Origin of the sequence: Saccharopolyspora rosea (assembly GCF_025643595.1) — a bacterium.
In the GTDB taxonomy this organism is placed as follows: domain Bacteria; phylum Actinomycetota; class Actinomycetes; order Mycobacteriales; family Pseudonocardiaceae; genus Saccharopolyspora; species Saccharopolyspora rosea.
Map to the genome: position 1 here is coordinate 6,190,534 of NZ_CP102826.1, position 14,624 is coordinate 6,205,157.

General features: G+C 72.6%; 15 protein-coding genes. 1 reads left to right on the forward strand and 14 read right to left on the reverse strand.

Features of this window, described 5'->3' with window-relative positions:
• Nucleotides 1–11: 11 nt before the first annotated feature.
• The 4 genes from NV263_RS28850 to proC form a co-directional block, all read right to left on the reverse strand.
• A complete protein-coding gene (locus NV263_RS28850; protein WP_263249969.1) occupies nt 12–1,046 on the reverse strand; it encodes an NAD-dependent epimerase/dehydratase family protein in 1,035 nt (344 codons plus the stop codon).
• A gap of 139 nt (nt 1,047–1,185) precedes the next feature.
• Nucleotides 1,186–1,287: a 30S ribosomal protein bS22 gene (locus NV263_RS28855; RefSeq protein ID WP_010241351.1), complete on the reverse strand. Its 102-nt coding sequence runs from the start codon at nt 1,285–1,287 to the stop codon at nt 1,186–1,188.
• A 203-nt stretch (nt 1,288–1,490) separates the two neighbouring features.
• Nucleotides 1,491–1,721: a helix-turn-helix domain-containing protein gene (locus NV263_RS28860; protein WP_263249970.1), complete on the reverse strand. Its 231-nt coding sequence runs from the start codon at nt 1,719–1,721 to the stop codon at nt 1,491–1,493.
• Between the two features lie 140 nt (nt 1,722–1,861).
• Nucleotides 1,862–2,674, reverse strand: a complete 813-nt coding sequence (proC, locus tag NV263_RS28865) for a pyrroline-5-carboxylate reductase (protein ID WP_263249971.1) — start codon at nt 2,672–2,674, stop codon at nt 1,862–1,864.
• 158 nt (nt 2,675–2,832) lie between these two features.
• On the opposite strand from proC, the gene NV263_RS28870 reads away from it, so the two are divergent.
• Nucleotides 2,833–4,461, forward strand: coding sequence for a long-chain fatty acid--CoA ligase (locus tag NV263_RS28870; protein ID WP_263249972.1), 1,629 nt, complete (start codon nt 2,833–2,835; stop codon nt 4,459–4,461).
• A 128-nt stretch (nt 4,462–4,589) separates the two neighbouring features.
• On the opposite strand, the gene NV263_RS28875 is transcribed toward NV263_RS28870, so the two are convergent.
• From NV263_RS28875 to mshA, 10 genes are all read right to left on the reverse strand, one after another.
• On the reverse strand, nt 4,590–5,381 hold the full coding sequence (locus NV263_RS28875) for a thioesterase family protein (protein ID WP_263249973.1): 792 nt from the start codon (nt 5,379–5,381) through the stop codon (nt 4,590–4,592).
• A gap of 99 nt (nt 5,382–5,480) precedes the next feature.
• Nucleotides 5,481–6,338: a sugar phosphate isomerase/epimerase family protein gene (locus tag NV263_RS28880; protein ID WP_263249974.1), complete on the reverse strand. Its 858-nt coding sequence runs from the start codon at nt 6,336–6,338 to the stop codon at nt 5,481–5,483.
• 137 nt (nt 6,339–6,475) lie between these two features.
• Nucleotides 6,476–7,585 (reverse strand): hypothetical protein, encoded by a 1,110-nt coding sequence (locus NV263_RS28885; RefSeq protein ID WP_263249975.1) that lies wholly within the window; start codon nt 7,583–7,585, stop codon nt 6,476–6,478.
• Nucleotides 7,582–8,610, reverse strand: coding sequence for a Ppx/GppA phosphatase family protein (locus tag NV263_RS28890; protein WP_263249976.1), 1,029 nt, complete (start codon nt 8,608–8,610; stop codon nt 7,582–7,584). The genes NV263_RS28885 and NV263_RS28890 overlap by 4 nt, the downstream gene beginning before the upstream one ends.
• A gap of 232 nt (nt 8,611–8,842) precedes the next feature.
• A complete protein-coding gene (locus NV263_RS28895) occupies nt 8,843–9,526 on the reverse strand; it encodes a response regulator transcription factor (RefSeq protein ID WP_263249977.1) in 684 nt (227 codons plus the stop codon).
• On the reverse strand, nt 9,523–10,737 hold the full coding sequence (locus NV263_RS28900) for a sensor histidine kinase (protein ID WP_263254414.1): 1,215 nt from the start codon (nt 10,735–10,737) through the stop codon (nt 9,523–9,525). Before NV263_RS28900 ends, NV263_RS28895 begins: the two co-directional genes overlap by 4 nt.
• A 201-nt stretch (nt 10,738–10,938) precedes the next feature.
• A complete protein-coding gene (locus NV263_RS28905; protein ID WP_263249978.1) occupies nt 10,939–11,682 on the reverse strand; it encodes a phosphoglyceromutase in 744 nt (247 codons plus the stop codon).
• A gap of 51 nt (nt 11,683–11,733) precedes the next feature.
• Nucleotides 11,734–12,168, reverse strand: coding sequence for an OsmC family protein (locus NV263_RS28910; RefSeq protein ID WP_263249979.1), 435 nt, complete (start codon nt 12,166–12,168; stop codon nt 11,734–11,736).
• A gap of 527 nt (nt 12,169–12,695) precedes the next feature.
• The gene (locus tag NV263_RS28915; protein ID WP_263249980.1) at nt 12,696–13,208 is read right to left on the reverse strand and encodes a type III secretion system chaperone family protein; all 513 of its coding nucleotides are present in this window, start codon (nt 13,206–13,208) and stop codon (nt 12,696–12,698) included.
• The gene (gene mshA / locus NV263_RS28920) at nt 13,205–14,500 is read right to left on the reverse strand and encodes a D-inositol-3-phosphate glycosyltransferase (protein WP_380756190.1); all 1,296 of its coding nucleotides are present in this window, start codon (nt 14,498–14,500) and stop codon (nt 13,205–13,207) included. Before mshA ends, NV263_RS28915 begins: the two co-directional genes overlap by 4 nt.
• Between the last annotated feature and the right edge of the window lie 124 nt (nt 14,501–14,624).

Consider the following 14,624-nt stretch of genomic DNA (forward strand, 5'->3'; position numbering starts at 1 on the left):
GTCCTCCTCCCTCACCGCAGCCTCGCCAGCAGGTCCCCGACGCCGGTCTCGACGGCCCGCACGTTCTCCGGATCGACGACCGGACGCAGCCCGCGCCCCCGGACGAAGTCGTCGAACGCCTGCGCCGTCGTCCAGCGCGGGGTGTAGCCGAACCGCTCCCGCAACCGGCTGGTGTCCACCGCGCGGCCGAAGCCGAGGTACCGCAGCTGTTCCGGGGAGAAGTCCACCAACCGCGCACCGCGCAGGAAACCGGCCAGCGGCGACACCGCCGCGCTCGGCACCGGCAGCGGCACCCGCCCCGCCCGCCGGATGGCCTGCGAGAGCATCAGCACCCCGTCGCCGCCGACGTTGTACACGCCCGGCAGGTCGTGCAGCGCCGCGCGCTCCAGCACCGCGAGGGCGTCCTCGGAGTGCAGCAGCTGCAACCGGGCGTCGTACCCGCAGACCACCGGCACCACCGGCATGGCGAAGTACCTGGTCAGCGGCACGTCGATGTGCGGTCCGACGAGTTCGCAGAACCGCAGCGCGGTGATGCCGACGTCCGGCCTGCGGCGGCCGAAGCCGCGCACGTAGCCCTCGATCTCCACCGCGTCCTTGGCGTATCCGGAGGACGGCAGGTCCTTGGGCTCCATGTCCTCGGTGAACACCGCCGGGTCCCGCGGGCTGGCCCCGTAGACCGCGGAGGTGGAGCGGACGACGAGCTTGTGCACCAGCTCCGACTTCTGGCACGCGGCCAGCAGCTGCATGGTGCCGATGACGTTCATCTCCTTGGTCGTCGCCCGCCCGCCCGGCCCGGCGTGCTGGTCGACCGCGGCGTGCACGACGGTGTCCACACCGGCTCCGGAGATCACCTTGGCGATCAGCGGATTGCGGATGTCGGCGCGGACGAACTCGGTGCGCCCCATGCGGCGCAGCAGATCGGGTCCTGGCTGCGCGGTGTCGACGCCGAGCACGCGATCGATCGCCGGGTTCGCCGCCAGCCGCGCGGCGAGGTGGCCGCCGAGGAAGCGGCTGACACCCGTCACCAGCACGACGTTCGGCCCCATGTGTCTCCCCGAACTGCGACGACGCCGACAGCGCCACATGCTACCGCCGCCCCGCCGCCCACCCCGGTTCCGCGCGGTTACGGCGCCGTGAAAGAAACAACCGCCGCCGACCTCGGGCCGACGGCGGTGGGGGACAAGCTCACTTGCCCAACTTGCGACGCTGGACTCGCGTCTTCCGCAGCAGCTTGCGGTGCTTCTTCTTCGACATGCGCTTGCGGCGCTTCTTGATGACCGAGCCCATGCGGACTCCTTCGCAGTCGACGGCAGTTCGGATGTCTTCACGCGCCGGTGCAGCCGAACGAGCGCACCCGGCACGACCGAACCACTACCCTACCTGGCCTGCAGGAGGGACCTGCCGCCGTGGTCCGGGAATGGGCGGCCGGGACCGGCGAGCAGCCCCGGCCGCTGCCCGCCCCGCGGAGGCGCCGCAGCGGGGACCGGCGGTCATCCCGCGTTGTAGTAGGCGCTCTCCAGGTACTTGTGGACGTCCTTTTCCGCGACCCGAAATGAACGGCCGACCCGGGCAGCCGGGAGCTCGCCCGCGTGCACGAGCCGGTACACCGTCATCTTCGACACGCGCATCAGCTTGGCCACCTCGGCGACGGTGAGGAACCGCACCTGCCCCATCGACGACGACGGCGGTGCCTGCTGGCTTGGTTCGGAGTTGGCAGACATGCTTCACCGTGCCCTTCAGCACGTGTCGCGCCGTCGGCTTCCCCTCCGACGGAAACCTCACGCACGTGCTCTGTCGAGAGTAGCGGGACAGGTGGGAAGGCTGCGATGGTCGAACGGCCCGCTACCGACGAAGTGCCTGGTCAGCCCGCCTCGTGCTGGCGGCCGAGCTCCACCGATCGGTCCCGCGCCGCCTCGATGGCGTCGATGAGCGCAGCCCGCACGCCGTGCTTCTCCAGCTCCCGGATGCCCGCGATGGTGGTGCCCGCCGGGGAGGTCACGGCCTCGCGCAGCATGACCGGGTGCCCGCCTCCCTCGCGCAGCATCGCGGCGGCGCCGACCGCCGACTGCACGATCAGCTCGGCGGCGGTGGCGCGCGGGATGCCCAGCAGGATCCCGGCGTCGATCATGGCCTCGACCAGGTAGAAGAAGTACGCCGGGCCGGAGCCGGACAGCGCGGTGACCGCGTCCTGCTGGCTCTCCGGTAGCCGCACCACCTTGCCGACGCTGCCGAGCAACTCCTCCACCAGGTCCAGGTCGGAGTCCTGGGCGTGCGAGCCGCCGGAGATGGCGCTCATCGCCTCCCCGACCAGCATCGGCGTGTTCGGCATGACCCGGACCACCGCGGTGCCCGCGGGCAGCCGCCGCTCGAACAGCGCCGTCGGCAGCCCGGCGCACATCGACACCACGAGCTTGCCGGGCGGCAGCTCCGGCGCCATCTCGTCCAGCAGCGGTTCGATGTCCTGGGGCTTGACGGCGATGACGACGACGTCGGCGCGCTGCAGCGCACCGATCACGTCGACGTGCTCGATGTCGTACTTCTTCGCCAGCTCGGCGGCCCGCTGCGGGTAGCGCTCGGTGAACATCAGGTCCTGCGGGGAGCGCCCGGCGTCGAGCAGCCCCGACAGCAGGGACTCACCGATCTTTCCCGCTCCCAGCACGGCGATCCTCGTCATGCCGATCAGGGTGCCAGACGTCCTGCTCAGCGCCCGGCGACCCCTCCCGCGCGGTGATCTCACGGGCTACTGTGTCGACCACCACAGAGCCCGCCACGGCCACGCGATCTCGCCCGACCGCCACGCGGTCCGCCGATCGAAGGAGCACTGATAGCCCGATGTTGAGCACGATGCAGGACGGCCGGTTGTCGATCGCGCAGATCCTCCGCCAGGGCAGCGGGCCGCACGGCCGCAGCGCCGAGGTCGTCACGTGGACCGACGAGCGACCGCGGCGGCGCGACTACGCGACCGTCGGTCACCGGGCCGCCCAACTGGCGCACGCGCTGCGCGACCTCGGCATCACCGGCGACCAGCGGGTCGGCACGTTCATGTGGAACAACGCCGAGCACCTGGAGGCGTACTTCGCGGTCCCGGCCATGGGCGCGGTGCTGCACACGCTCAACATCCGGTTGTTCCCGGAGCAGATCACCTACATCGCCAACCACGCCGAGGACCGGGTGGTGCTGGTGGACGCGACGTTGCTGCCGCTGTTCCGGAAACTGCTGCCGCAGCTGCGGACGGTGCGGCACGTGGTCGTCGCGGGCGGCGACGGGGCGGTGCTGGACGCCCCGGCGGGCGTCGAGGTGCACGACTACGAGGAACTGATCGCCGGGAGGCCGACCGAGTTCGACTGGCCCGACGTGGACGAGCGCAGCGCGGCCGCGATGTGCTACACGTCCGGGACCACCGGCAACCCGAAGGGCGTGGCCTACTCGCACCGCTCGATCTGGCTGCACTCGATGCAGGTCTGCATGAGCGACGGCATGGCGCTGTCCCAGGCGGACCGGGCGCTGTCGGTGGTGCCGATGTTCCACGCGATGTCCTGGGGACTGCCGTACGCGGCGTTCATGGTCGGCGCGTCGCTGCTGATGCCCGACCGGTTCCTGCAGCCCGACCCGCTGACCCGGCTGATCGCCGCGGAACGGCCCACGATGGCCGCCGCGGTCCCCACGATCTGGCAGGGCGTGCTCCAGCACCTGGAAGCCGAACCGCGCGACGTGTCCTCGCTGCGCGAGGTCGTGATCGGCGGCGCGGCCTGCCCGCCGTCGCTCATGCGGACCTTCGAGGAGTCCTACGGCATCCCGGTGCTGCACGCGTGGGGCATGACCGAGACCTCGCCGCTGGGCAGCGTGGCCCGACCGCCCGCGGGCACCACCGGCGACCGGCTGTGGGAGTACCGGGCCAGCCAGGGCCGCCTCCCGGCGGGCGTGGAGGCGCGGCTGGTGGGCGACGACGGCTCGGTGCTGCCGCGGGACGGCAGCAGCGTCGGCGAGCTGGAGGTCCGCGGCCCGTGGATCGCCGCCGCGTACTACGGCGACGACGACCCGGAGAAGTTCGACGACGGCTGGCTGCGCACCGGCGACGTCGGCTACCTCACGCCGGACGGGTTCCTGCACCTCACCGACCGGGCCAAGGACGTGATCAAGTCCGGCGGGGAGTGGATCTCCTCGGTGGAGCTGGAGAACCACGTGCTCGGCCACCCGGCGGTCGCCGAGGCCGTCGTCATCGGCGTGCCGGACGAGAAGTGGACCGAACGCCCGCTGGTGGCGGTGGTCCTGCGGGACGGGCAGCGGGTGGACGCCGAGGAGCTCCGCACCTACCTCGCCGAACGGGTGGCCCGCTGGCAGCTGCCGGAGTACTGGGCCTTCGTCCCGGAAGCCCCGAAGACCAGCGTCGGCAAGTACGACAAGAAGCGCCTCCGCCAACAGCACGCCGAAGGCGCCCTCGACGTCACCCGCCTGTCCTGACCGACCGGTCAGAGCCTGTCTTCGACTCGTCCCGAGCAGCGGCGCCGGTCGCGGGACCGCTCACCGCAGGAGGAAGCGGCCGGCGCCGCTCGCCACGCCTTCCGGGAGCAGGTTCGAAGACGGGCTCCTCAGTTCGCGGACAGCGCGAGTTGGCGGGCCTGGCAGACCAGGCGGCCGACCGAGTCGATCACCAGGACGTCCTCGTCGAACCAGGGGTCGTGCACGGCCCGGGAGTCGACGACCACGCGCAGCCAGCCGTTCGCCGGGCGGGCCCGCAGCAGCGCGGTGAGCTGCACGGTCGGCGACCAGCCGACGCGGCCGAGGTTGAACGTGACCGGTGGCGTGATGTCCCCGGCGACCAGCCCGAACAGCAGGTCCGGCTGGGCCGCGCGGGGCTTGGCCCACAGCCGCAGCCGGGGTGCTCCGGTGCTGCCGCGCAGGAAGACCGCGTCGTCCGGGGCCAACCGGACGTCGCAGACCTGGGACAGCGCGAAGAACTTCCGGGTGTCCGGACCGGCCAGGTCGATCGCGTCCGACGGCGGGTTCACCGGCATGTCCGGCAGGTCCGTCCACTCGGGCTCCCGCTCCGGCACGTCCCCCAGCGTCAGCGTCGCGTCCACGCAGGTGCGCCCGGACTGCTCCAGCGCGGTGCGCACGACCGTCGCCGTCCGTCCGGACTTGAGCACCTCGGTGCGCACCAGCACGGGGCCGACGCGGGGCGGGCGGAGGAACTGGGCGCTGACCGCCAGCGGCGCCACCCCGGTCGCCTCGGACGCGGCGCGGGCCAGCAGGGCGAGCAGGTAGCCGCCGTGCGGGTGCTCACCGACCGCCCAGTCCGGGTGGAGGGTGGCGACGAAGCTCCCGTCGCCGAGCGGGCGCACCGCGGTGGCGGATCCGAACGGGTCGAGCACCGGGTTCACGAGCGGTCCCGCGATCGGGAACCGAGCGAAGTGCGCTCCGGATTCATGGTCACCGATTCTAGTGACCAAGATCGAAGTTGATCATCATCGGGTGCGGTTTCACCCGGCCCGCAGCGGCTCCAGGTGCAACCGGGCGAACAGCAGGGCCTCGGCCAGCAGCGCCGCCCGCTGCTGCGGGTTCCGCGCCTTGCGCGTGTTGACCTCCAACACCACGGACCCGTCGAAACCGTCCGCGGCCAGCGCCTCGCACACCTCCGCGCAGGGCTGGTTCCCCTGGCCCGGGACCAGGTGCTCGTCGCGCGGCGCGCCGGTGCCGTCGGCCAGGTGGACGTGCGCCAGCCGGTCCTTCATGCGCTTGAGCAGCTCGATGGCGTCCATGTGCGCCGCCGCCGCGTGCGACAGGTCGAGCGTGTAGTTGCGGTAGCCGACCTCCGTTGGGTCCGGCGACGGGCGGAAGGCCGAGAGCCCGCCGGTGCGACCGCCCCGCAACCGGCTGAGGGTGTTCGGCGGGCGCAGCGGGAACATGTTCTCCACCGCGACCCGGATGCCGCTGGTCTCCTCCAGCTCGGCGACCAGCTCGCCGAACCGCTCGGCGTAGCGCCGCTGCCAGCGGAACGGCGGGTGCACCACGACCGTGGACGCGCCCAGCTCGCTGGCGGCCACCACGGCCCGGCGCAGCCGCTCCTCCGGCTCCGGCGACCACACCCGCTGGGTGATCAGCAGGCACGGCGCGTGGATGGCCAGGATCGGCATCCCGTGCTGTTCGGAGAGCCGCCGCAGCGCGGCGACGTCCTGGCTGACGGCGTCGGCCCAGACCATCACCTCGACCCCGTCGAACCCGAGGTCGGCGGCCATCTCGAAGGCGGCCTTCGCCGGCTGCGGCCACACCGAGGCGCTGGACAGCCCGACGGGGATGCGGTGGGCGTCCGGGGGATCAGGGTGCTCTTGCGCTGTCATGTCCTGCCAAGCATGACTGAGGGTGCGCGACCGGCTGCGCGGAGGTCGCCCTGCGGCCCGACCGCTTCCGCCGGCGCGGGGGCGTTGACCGGGCGCGTTCCCCGGACCGCCGCGCAGCACGAGTTCACGAACGGCTCTCAGCGGCTCAACATCATCAGCGCGACCGGGGACACGGTGCACGCCAACCCGACCAGGACCGCCAGCAGGATCGTCTGGAGGTCGTCGGTGCGCAGCACCTTCCGGGCGACGAGCACGAGCGCACCGGTCACCACCAGCGCGGCGATCAGCGCGGCGATCGAGTTGAACATCCACAGGTAGCGGAACCCGAACCAGACCAGGCCACCGGCGAGCAGGCCGACGACGCCCTGCACCGCGAGGATGCCCCACTCCCGGCCCGGCGAGCGCTCGGCGGCCTCGTCGTCGGCGTAGTCCTCGTCGTCCAGCCCGGCGGGCAGCTCGGGGTCGTAGTCGTCGGCGGCGGCGAAGTCGTCCTCGCCGTAGTCGTCGGCGTACTCGTCCCCGCCGTACTCGTCCTCGCCGTAGTCGTCCTCGCCGTAGTCGTCCTCGGCGGAGTAGGGCTCGACGTCGTACGGGTCCGCGGGCTCGCCCTGCTCGTCGGCCTCCGCCGGGGCGGTCTGGGGGTAGGGCAGCACCTCGGTGCCCTCCTCGGAGGCGGGCGGTCCCGCCTGCGGGCGCACCCGGGGCAGCTGCTCGGTCTCGCCGTCGCCCCGCCGCGGTTCGGCCTGCGGCAGCGCGGGCTGCCGGACGGTCGCCTCCGGATCGTCGGTCGGCGTGGTCAGCTTGGCCTGCGGGGACGCGGACTGGGCCGGCGGGGACGCGGAGGCGAACCGCTGCGCCCAGTAGTTCGTCCCGGGCTGCTCCGGGGCCTCGGCCGCGTCGCGCTGCGGTTCCGGAGCCGCAGGCGGCTCCGGCTGCTGCGCGTCGGCCGGGACCGGGACCTGCGTGGTCGGCTGTTCCGGTGCGGCGGGCGGCTGCGGCGCACCGCTGCCCTGCGGGCCCTGGCGGTGGCCGCGGCGCTGCGGCGGTTCCTCGTCGGGCTGGACCGGGCGGAGCTTGCCGCTGTCCGACAGCACCCGGTCGATGATCGCCTGCGGCGCCGTCTCGCTCGGGTCCTCCGCTCTCCTGCGGCGTCGCCGGGTGTTGCGCTGGGAGCTGCCGCCGTACTCGGCGAGCAGCTCCGCGACGGTGCGCTGGGTGGGCTGTTCAGCCCCGCTGTCCCGACTCATCGCTCCCACCGTGCCCCGTGCTGGGCGTCGCGTCCAGTTCCGTCCTCGGACCGCCCGGGCCCGAGCGCGACCCGGGCCTGGACGGCAGTGTGACCGTCTCCATTGGTGTGGTCCAGTCGCCGCAGGATGACGCCCTCCCGCAGCGCCCACGGGCAGATGTCGAGCTCCCGCAGCGACAGCGCCCGCATCGCGGCCTCCGCGACCAGCGCACCGCTGACCAGCTGGTGCGCCCGCGCGGCGCTGACGCCGTCCAGCGACGCCAGGTCCTCCGACGACATGCGGGTGATGAACGCCAGCAGCTGGCGCAACCCGGTGTCGGTCAGCTTCCGCGGCACCCGGGGTCCGGCCGATGCCGGTGCGGCGCCGGTGAGCCGGGCCAGCGAGCGGAAGGTCTTGGAAGTGGCGACCACCGTGTCCGGCGTGCCCAGCTTGCGGAACCGCTTGGCGGTGGGCGCGAGCTGGCCGTCCAGCCACGAGCGGAGCTTTTTGACCTCCTCCTGCCGAGGCGGGTCGTGCAGCATGGTGCGGGCCAGTCGCCCGGCGCCCAGCGGCAGCGACACCGCCAGGTCGGGCTGCTCGTCGATGCCGACGGCCATCTCCAGCGAGCCGCCGCCGATGTCCAGCAGCAGCAGGTTGCCCGCGGACCAGCCGTACCAGCGGCGGGCCGCGAGGAAGGTGAACCGCGCCTCCTCCTCGCCGGGCAGCACCTCCAGCTCGACGCCGGTCCGCGCGCGGACCCGGTCCAGCACCTCGCCGGCGTTGTCGGCCTCCCGGATCGCGGAGGTGGCGAAGGCCATCAGCTCCTCGCACCCGGCGGCGACCGCGGCGTCCTGCGCCTCGGCGACGGTGCGGACCAGCTCGTCGGCGTCGACCTCCGGCAGCGTGCCGTCGTGCGCACCGATGCGCTCGGCCAGCCGCAGCACGGTCTTCTCCGAAGTCATCGGCGTCGGATGGGCACCACGATGCGCGTCCACCACGAGCAGGTGGACCGTGTTGGACCCGACGTCGAGCACCCCTAGGCGCATGACCGACAAATTACCGGCTGCGAACTCCGGGGGCGCCGAACCGGCTCGACCGAGTCGTCACACCGCACCGCCTGACACGCGCGTTCCGCTCGACACGCCGGGGTCCGCCGCCCCCGACCGCGACACCGCCCGAACCCGCTGAGCTGGGTCGACCGCGCGCCTCGCGGGCGAGCGCCGCCTCCGGGCCCGGCCGGTGACGCTGCACGACCGGGAGGGCGTTACGCGGGGAAGATCACGCTTCGAACTTGTAGCCGAGGCCACGCACGGTGATCAAGTACTGCGGTTCGGCGGGGTTCGGCTCGATCTTCGACCGCAGGCGCTTGACGTGGACGTCCAGCGTCTTGGTGTCGCCCACGTAGTCGGCGCCCCACACCCGGTCGATCAGCTGCCCGCGGGTGAGCACCCGGCCCACGTTGCGCAGCAGGTACTCCAGCAGGTCGAACTCCTTCAGCGGCAGGCTGATCTCCTCGCCGGACACGGTGACCACGTGCCGTTCGACGTCCATCCGCACCGGCCCGGCCTCCAGGACCTGGGGCTGGACCTCCTCGCTGTCATTGCCCCGGCGGCGCAGCACCGCGCGCACCCGGGCGATCAGCTCGCGCGCCGAGTAGGGCTTGGTGACGTAGTCGTCGGCGCCGAGCTCCAGACCGACGACCTTGTCGATCTCGCTGTCGCGCGCCGTCACCATGATCACCGGGACGCCGGAGCGCTGCCGCAGCTGCTTGCACACGTCGGTGCCGCTCATCCCCGGCAGCATCAGGTCGAGCAGCACGATGTCCGCGCCGTTGCGGTCGAACTCGTCCAACGCCTCTTGCCCGCTGGCGGCGACCGCCGCGGTGAAACCCTCCTTGCGGAGCAGGAAGGCGAGGGGGTCGGCGAAGGACTCCTCGTCCTCCACGATCAGCACCCTGGTCACCGGACTCCTCCCGTTTCGACGGCTGTGACCCCGTCCGCACTCTCGGACCGCACCGGCTCCGCGCGGTCCTGCCCGACGGCCGGTCGGCCGTCGTCGATGCCAGCGCCGTGCTTGGGCACCCGCAACGTGAAGGTGGAACCGGTCCCCGGCCGGCTCCAGAGCTTGACCTCGCCCCCGTGGTTGGCGGCCACGTGCTTGACGATCGCCAGGCCCAGGCCGGTGCCCCCGGTGGCCCGCGAGCGGGCCGGGTCGACGCGGAAGAACCGCTCGAAGACCCGCTGGTGGTACTCGGGTTCGATGCCGATGCCCCGGTCCGTCACGGCGATCTCCACGTAGTCGCCGGACAGCCGTCGGCTGATCGAGACCGGGCTGCCGGGCGGCGAGTAGGAGATGGCGTTGTCGATGAGGTTGCTCAGCGCGGTGACCAGCAGCGTCTGGTCACCGTCGAGCAGGTAGCCGGTGGGGTCGTCGACGGCGATCTCGATGCCGGCCGATTCGGCGGCCAGCCGCGACCGGCCCAGCGCCTCCTCGACGACGGCGTCGACGTCGACGGTGGTGAGCTCGGGCAGCCGCTCCGCGCCCTGCAACCGGGACAGCGCGATGAGCTCGGAGACGAGCGTGCCCAGCCGGGTCGACTCGTGCAGGATCTTGGTGGAGAACCGGCGCACCTCGTCCGGGTCGTCCGCGGCGTCCAGCACCGCCTCGGCCAGCAGCGCGAGCGCTCCGACAGGCGTCTTGAGCTCGTGGCTGACGTTGGCGACGAAGTCGCGCCGGGTGGCCTCCAGCCGGACGGCCTCGGACTCGTCGGCCGCGTCGATGACGGTGAAGCCGTCGCCCAGCGGCCGGACCGCGCCGAGCACGGCGGCGGGTTCGCGGCCGGGCAGCGGGTTGCGGCCGAGCGGGGAGAGGTCGACGGGCACCGGTCGGCCGGTCGCCAGCGCCTGCTCGGCGGCCTTGCGGGCCCGCGGATCGGCCTGCTGGTCGTGGATGAGCCCGAGTTCGTCGGCGCGCGGGTTGTGCAGCACCACGTCGCCGAACTTGTTCAGCACGACCACGCCGCCGCCGCTGGTGTGCACGAACCGCTGGAGCAGCTCGGCGACGGTGGGTCCCGCGGAATTGGTGCGGCCGTAACGGCGGGTTCCCCGAGCGGCTGCGAAGCCGCCGGCCGCGCCGCACAGCAGCGCGACGATGATCAGGGCGGTGTAGCCCATTGCGGTCACGTCAGCATCGTAAGCAGGGCCCGGTGGGGCGATGCCACCCAACGAGGGCGTTCCGTGATGCCCGTGACACGAAAACGCGGGTTCTTCACCTCGGCTTCACCCGGGCCTGTGCACCGGTTCACCTTCACCGGGACAGGTGAGGCCGCGGCTCCGCGCGGAACCGCGACCACACCCGCAGGACCGGCGGCGAAGTCAGCGCCCCTGGTTCGCGACGGCCGCGGCGGCGGAGGCGGCGGCCTCCGGGTCGAGGTAGGTGCCGCCCGGCACGGTCGGCCGGAAGTCCTCGTCGAGGTCGTAGCGCAGCGGGATACCGGTGGGGATGTTCAGCCCGGCGATGTCGCTGTCGGAGATCCCGTCGAGGTGCTTGACCAGCGCGCGCAGCGAGTTGCCGTGCGCGGCGACCAGCACGGTCCGCCCGGCCCGCAGGTCGGGCACGATCGCCGACTCCCAGTACGGCAGCAGCCGGGCCACGACGTCCTTCAGGCACTCGGTGCGCGGGACGTCCGCGCCCAGGTCGGCGTAGCGCGGGTCGGCGTCCTGGCTGTACTCGCTGCCGGTTTCGATCTCCGGCGGCGGGGTGTCGTAGGACCGGCGCCAGAGCATGAACTGCTCCTCGCCGTAGGCGTCCAGCGTCTGCTTCTTGTTCTTGCCCTGCAGCGCGCCGTAGTGGCGCTCGTTGAGCCGCCAGTCGCGGCGCACCGGGATCCAGTGCCGGTCGGCGACGTCCAGGGCGATGTTCGCGGTGGAGATGGCGCGGCGCAGCAGCGAGGTGTGCACCACGTCCGGCAGCAGCCCGGTGTCGCGCAGCAGCTCGCCGCCGCGCCGGGCCTCGTTCTCACCCTTCTCCGACAGCGGGACGTCCACCCAGCCGGTGAACAGGTTCTCGGCGTTCCACGTGCTCTCACCGTGCCGCAGCAGCACCAGGGTCGCAGTCATGTCCCCAGGTTATTCCAGCCGCGGGAGGGCCTGGCCCGGCAGTGCGGCGCCTCACCGCTCCAGCGTGGCCTGCAGGCTGATGGCCGTCCCGGCGAGCGCCACGGACACCGGGCAGATCTCCTTCGCGCGGCGCGCGGCCTGCTGGAACTTGTCCTCGTCCAACCCCGGCACGCGGGCCCGCACGGTCAGTTCGATGCCGGTGATGGCGAAGCCGTCGCCGCGCGGGCCGAAGGACACCTGGGCGCTGGTGCCGATCGACTCCGGCGGGGTGCCCGCCGCGGTGAGCAGGCCGGACAGCTGCATCGAGTAGCAGGCGGAGTGGGCGGCGGCGATCAGTTCCTCCGGGCTGGTGCGCCCGTCCGGGCTCTCGGCGCGGGAGGCCCACGTGACGGGGAAGTCGCCCGCCCCGGACGAGTCGAGCTTGACGGAGCCGGAGCCGGACTTGAGGTCTCCGGCCCACTGGGTGGTGGCGTTGCGGTCGGTCATCGCGGACTCCGTGTCGGTGCGGGGCACCCGCGCCCGGTCGGCGTGCACGAGTGCTCGTGACGCGCCCCCGGGGCGACTCCTCGGGCGTCGCTCGCGCCCCGTTCCCCCACCTTCCCGCAGCCCGCGCTGAGCCGCAGTTTTGGTTGTGGTCGTCACCTGAGAGTTATCTGATCACCGCGGCGCCGTGACACGAAAGTGGCGGCCGTCACTGTCGTTGACCAACAGAGGGGTTTTTGATTCCTGAGCGTTACTTTTCCTGCCAAACATCACACGAATGGAGCAATGTGGCGGCCTTGTGGCGGCCCGGAGACTCTGCGAAGTTTGGCAACGCTCTCCTTGATCGGCTCCCACGCACTCCCCGATCAACGAGAGCGCGAGCGCGGTTCGCTTTCCCCCATCGGGCCGCGCCCCGCCGGGCCCAGGGTGCCCCCCGCCCACGGCCCGTCAGGCGGGACCACCCGCGGGGCGGTTCGAGCTCGCGACTCCCCCTCTCTCCCGAGCCGCCCCGCGCGGGTCCCCGCGGACCGCTAGGTCCGATCGTGCAGCGGCCGGACCGCGCCGTCGCGTTCCACCAGCCGGCGGAACGGCTCCAGGTTCGCCAGCGACTCACCGCGCGACTCGCGCCAGCCCCACTCCCGCCGGATGGCGGTGGCGAACCCGATTTCGAGCAGCGTGTTGAAGTCGCCGTCGGCGGCTTCCAGGACCTGGCCGAGGACGCGGTCGAGCTCCTCGGCGGTCACCGCGTGCTTGCCGATGCGCCCGACCAGGTAGATGTCGCCGTTGCCGTCGATCGTGTAGTGCACGCCGTACAGCCGCGCGTTGCGCCGCAGCAGGTACCGGTACACCTCCTCGTGCGCCTCGTCCGGCTGGCGGCACACGAAGGCCTCCACGACGAGCGCGTGCTCGGCCTCGATCAACCAGCAGTTGGTCTGCAACTTCCTGGTGCCGGGCAACGTGACGAAGAACCGCCCGGCGCCCTCGTCCCGGTATTCCAGGCCGCCGGCGTCCAGGGCGGACCTGATCACTGCGTCGAGGCTCACGCCGTCACCTCCCGGATCGGCAACTGCGAGTGGAAGGCCATCTTCGCCTGCGCGTAGGTGTCGAGCAGCGCCTCGGTGGTGCGCTCCCACGAGAAGCGGTCGGCGTGCGCGGTGGTCGCCCCGGCCAGCCGGTCGCGCAGCGCCGGGTCCCGCACGATCGACGCGAGCGCGTCGGCCCACTGCCCGGTCTCGTGGCCGTGCACCAGCAGCCCCGACACGCCGTCGTCGACGGCCACCGGCAGACCGCCGACCGCCGCGGCCACCACCGGCGTGCCGCACGCCTGCGCCTCCAGCGCGACCAGCCCGAAGGACTCGTTGTAACTGGGCACCGCCACCGCGTCCGCCGCCCGGTACACCGCGGTCAACGCGTCACCGCCCTGCGGCGGGAGGAAGCGCACGACGTCGGTGATCCCCAGCCCGGCGGCCAGTTCCTGCAACGCGCGGGGACGTTCCAGTCCGCTGCCGGACGGCCCGCCGACGACCAGCACCACCAGCCGCTCGCGCAGCTCGGGATGGCGGGCGAGCAGTTCCGCGGTCGCCCGCAGCAGCACGTCCGGGGCCTTCAACGGCTGGATCCGCCCGACGAACGCCAGCACCACCGAGTCCGTCCGGAGCCCGAGCGACGCCCGCGCCCGCGCCCGGTCCCCGGGCGTGAACCGGTCCAGGTCGACACCGGGCGGGATGGTCGCCACCGCTTCCGGGTCGGCCCCGTAGCGCTCGACGAGCTCGCGCGCCTCGAACTCGGTGTTGGCCACCAGCCGGTCGGCCTGGGCCACCACCTGCTCCTCACCGATGACGCGGACGCGCGGTTCCGGCGCGTCGCCTTCGGCCAGCGCGGCGTTCTTGACCTTGGCGAGCGTGTGGGCGGTGTGCACCAGCGGAACCCCCCAGCGCTCCCGCGCCAACCACCCGACCTGCCCGGACAGCCAGTAGTGCGAGTGCACGATGTCGTAGTGGCCGGGCTCGTGCCGCGCCTCGACCCGCAGCGCTCCGGCGGAGAACGCGCACAGCTGCGACGGCAGGTCGTTCTTGTCGAGCCCCTCGAACGGCCCGGCGACGACGTTGCGCACGATCACACCGGGCGCCAGCTCGGCGACCGGGGGGATGTCCGACGAGGTCGCGCGGGTGAAGATCTCCACTTCGGTGCCGAACTCGGCCAGCCGCCTGGCGGTCTGCGCGATGTAGACGTTCATCCCGCCGGCGTCACCGGTGCCGGGCTGTTCCAGCGGGGAGGTGTGCAACGAGAAGACGGCGGCGCGTCGCGGCCGCATCCGTAGTGTTCTGCGTGTCATCTGCTGCCCATCGCAAGCGGTCCGGCGGCCCGAGCCTTTCGGGGCCGTCATCCCCGACAGCGAGCGGCGCGGAAACATTCCCGTTGCGGCGCGGTCACCGTCGAGGCGCCGCCGACGCTACCGC

Bases quoted from the DNA above. Each gene is read 5' to 3' on its own strand.
- NV263_RS28850 (WP_263249969.1), bottom strand. From the start codon at position 1,046: ATGGGGCCGAACGTCGTGCTGGTGACGGGTGTCAGCCGCTTCCTCGGC.
- NV263_RS28900 (WP_263254414.1), bottom strand. From the start codon at position 10,737: ATGGGCTACACCGCCCTGATCATCGTCGCGCTGCTGTGCGGCGCGGCC.
- NV263_RS28870 (WP_263249972.1), top strand. From the start codon at position 2,833: ATGTTGAGCACGATGCAGGACGGCCGGTTGTCGATCGCGCAGATCCTC.
- NV263_RS28855 (WP_010241351.1), bottom strand. From the start codon at position 1,287: ATGGGCTCGGTCATCAAGAAGCGCCGCAAGCGCATGTCGAAGAAGAAG.
- mshA (WP_380756190.1), bottom strand. From the start codon at position 14,500: ATGACACGCAGAACACTACGGATGCGGCCGCGACGCGCCGCCGTCTTC.
- NV263_RS28910 (WP_263249979.1), bottom strand. From the start codon at position 12,168: ATGACCGACCGCAACGCCACCACCCAGTGGGCCGGAGACCTCAAGTCC.
- NV263_RS28905 (WP_263249978.1), bottom strand. From the start codon at position 11,682: ATGACTGCGACCCTGGTGCTGCTGCGGCACGGTGAGAGCACGTGGAAC.
- NV263_RS28860 (WP_263249970.1), bottom strand. From the start codon at position 1,721: ATGTCTGCCAACTCCGAACCAAGCCAGCAGGCACCGCCGTCGTCGTCG.
- NV263_RS28890 (WP_263249976.1), bottom strand. From the start codon at position 8,610: ATGCGCCTAGGGGTGCTCGACGTCGGGTCCAACACGGTCCACCTGCTC.
- NV263_RS28885 (WP_263249975.1), bottom strand. From the start codon at position 7,585: ATGAGTCGGGACAGCGGGGCTGAACAGCCCACCCAGCGCACCGTCGCG.
- NV263_RS28880 (WP_263249974.1), bottom strand. From the start codon at position 6,338: ATGACAGCGCAAGAGCACCCTGATCCCCCGGACGCCCACCGCATCCCC.
- proC (WP_263249971.1), bottom strand. From the start codon at position 2,674: ATGACGAGGATCGCCGTGCTGGGAGCGGGAAAGATCGGTGAGTCCCTG.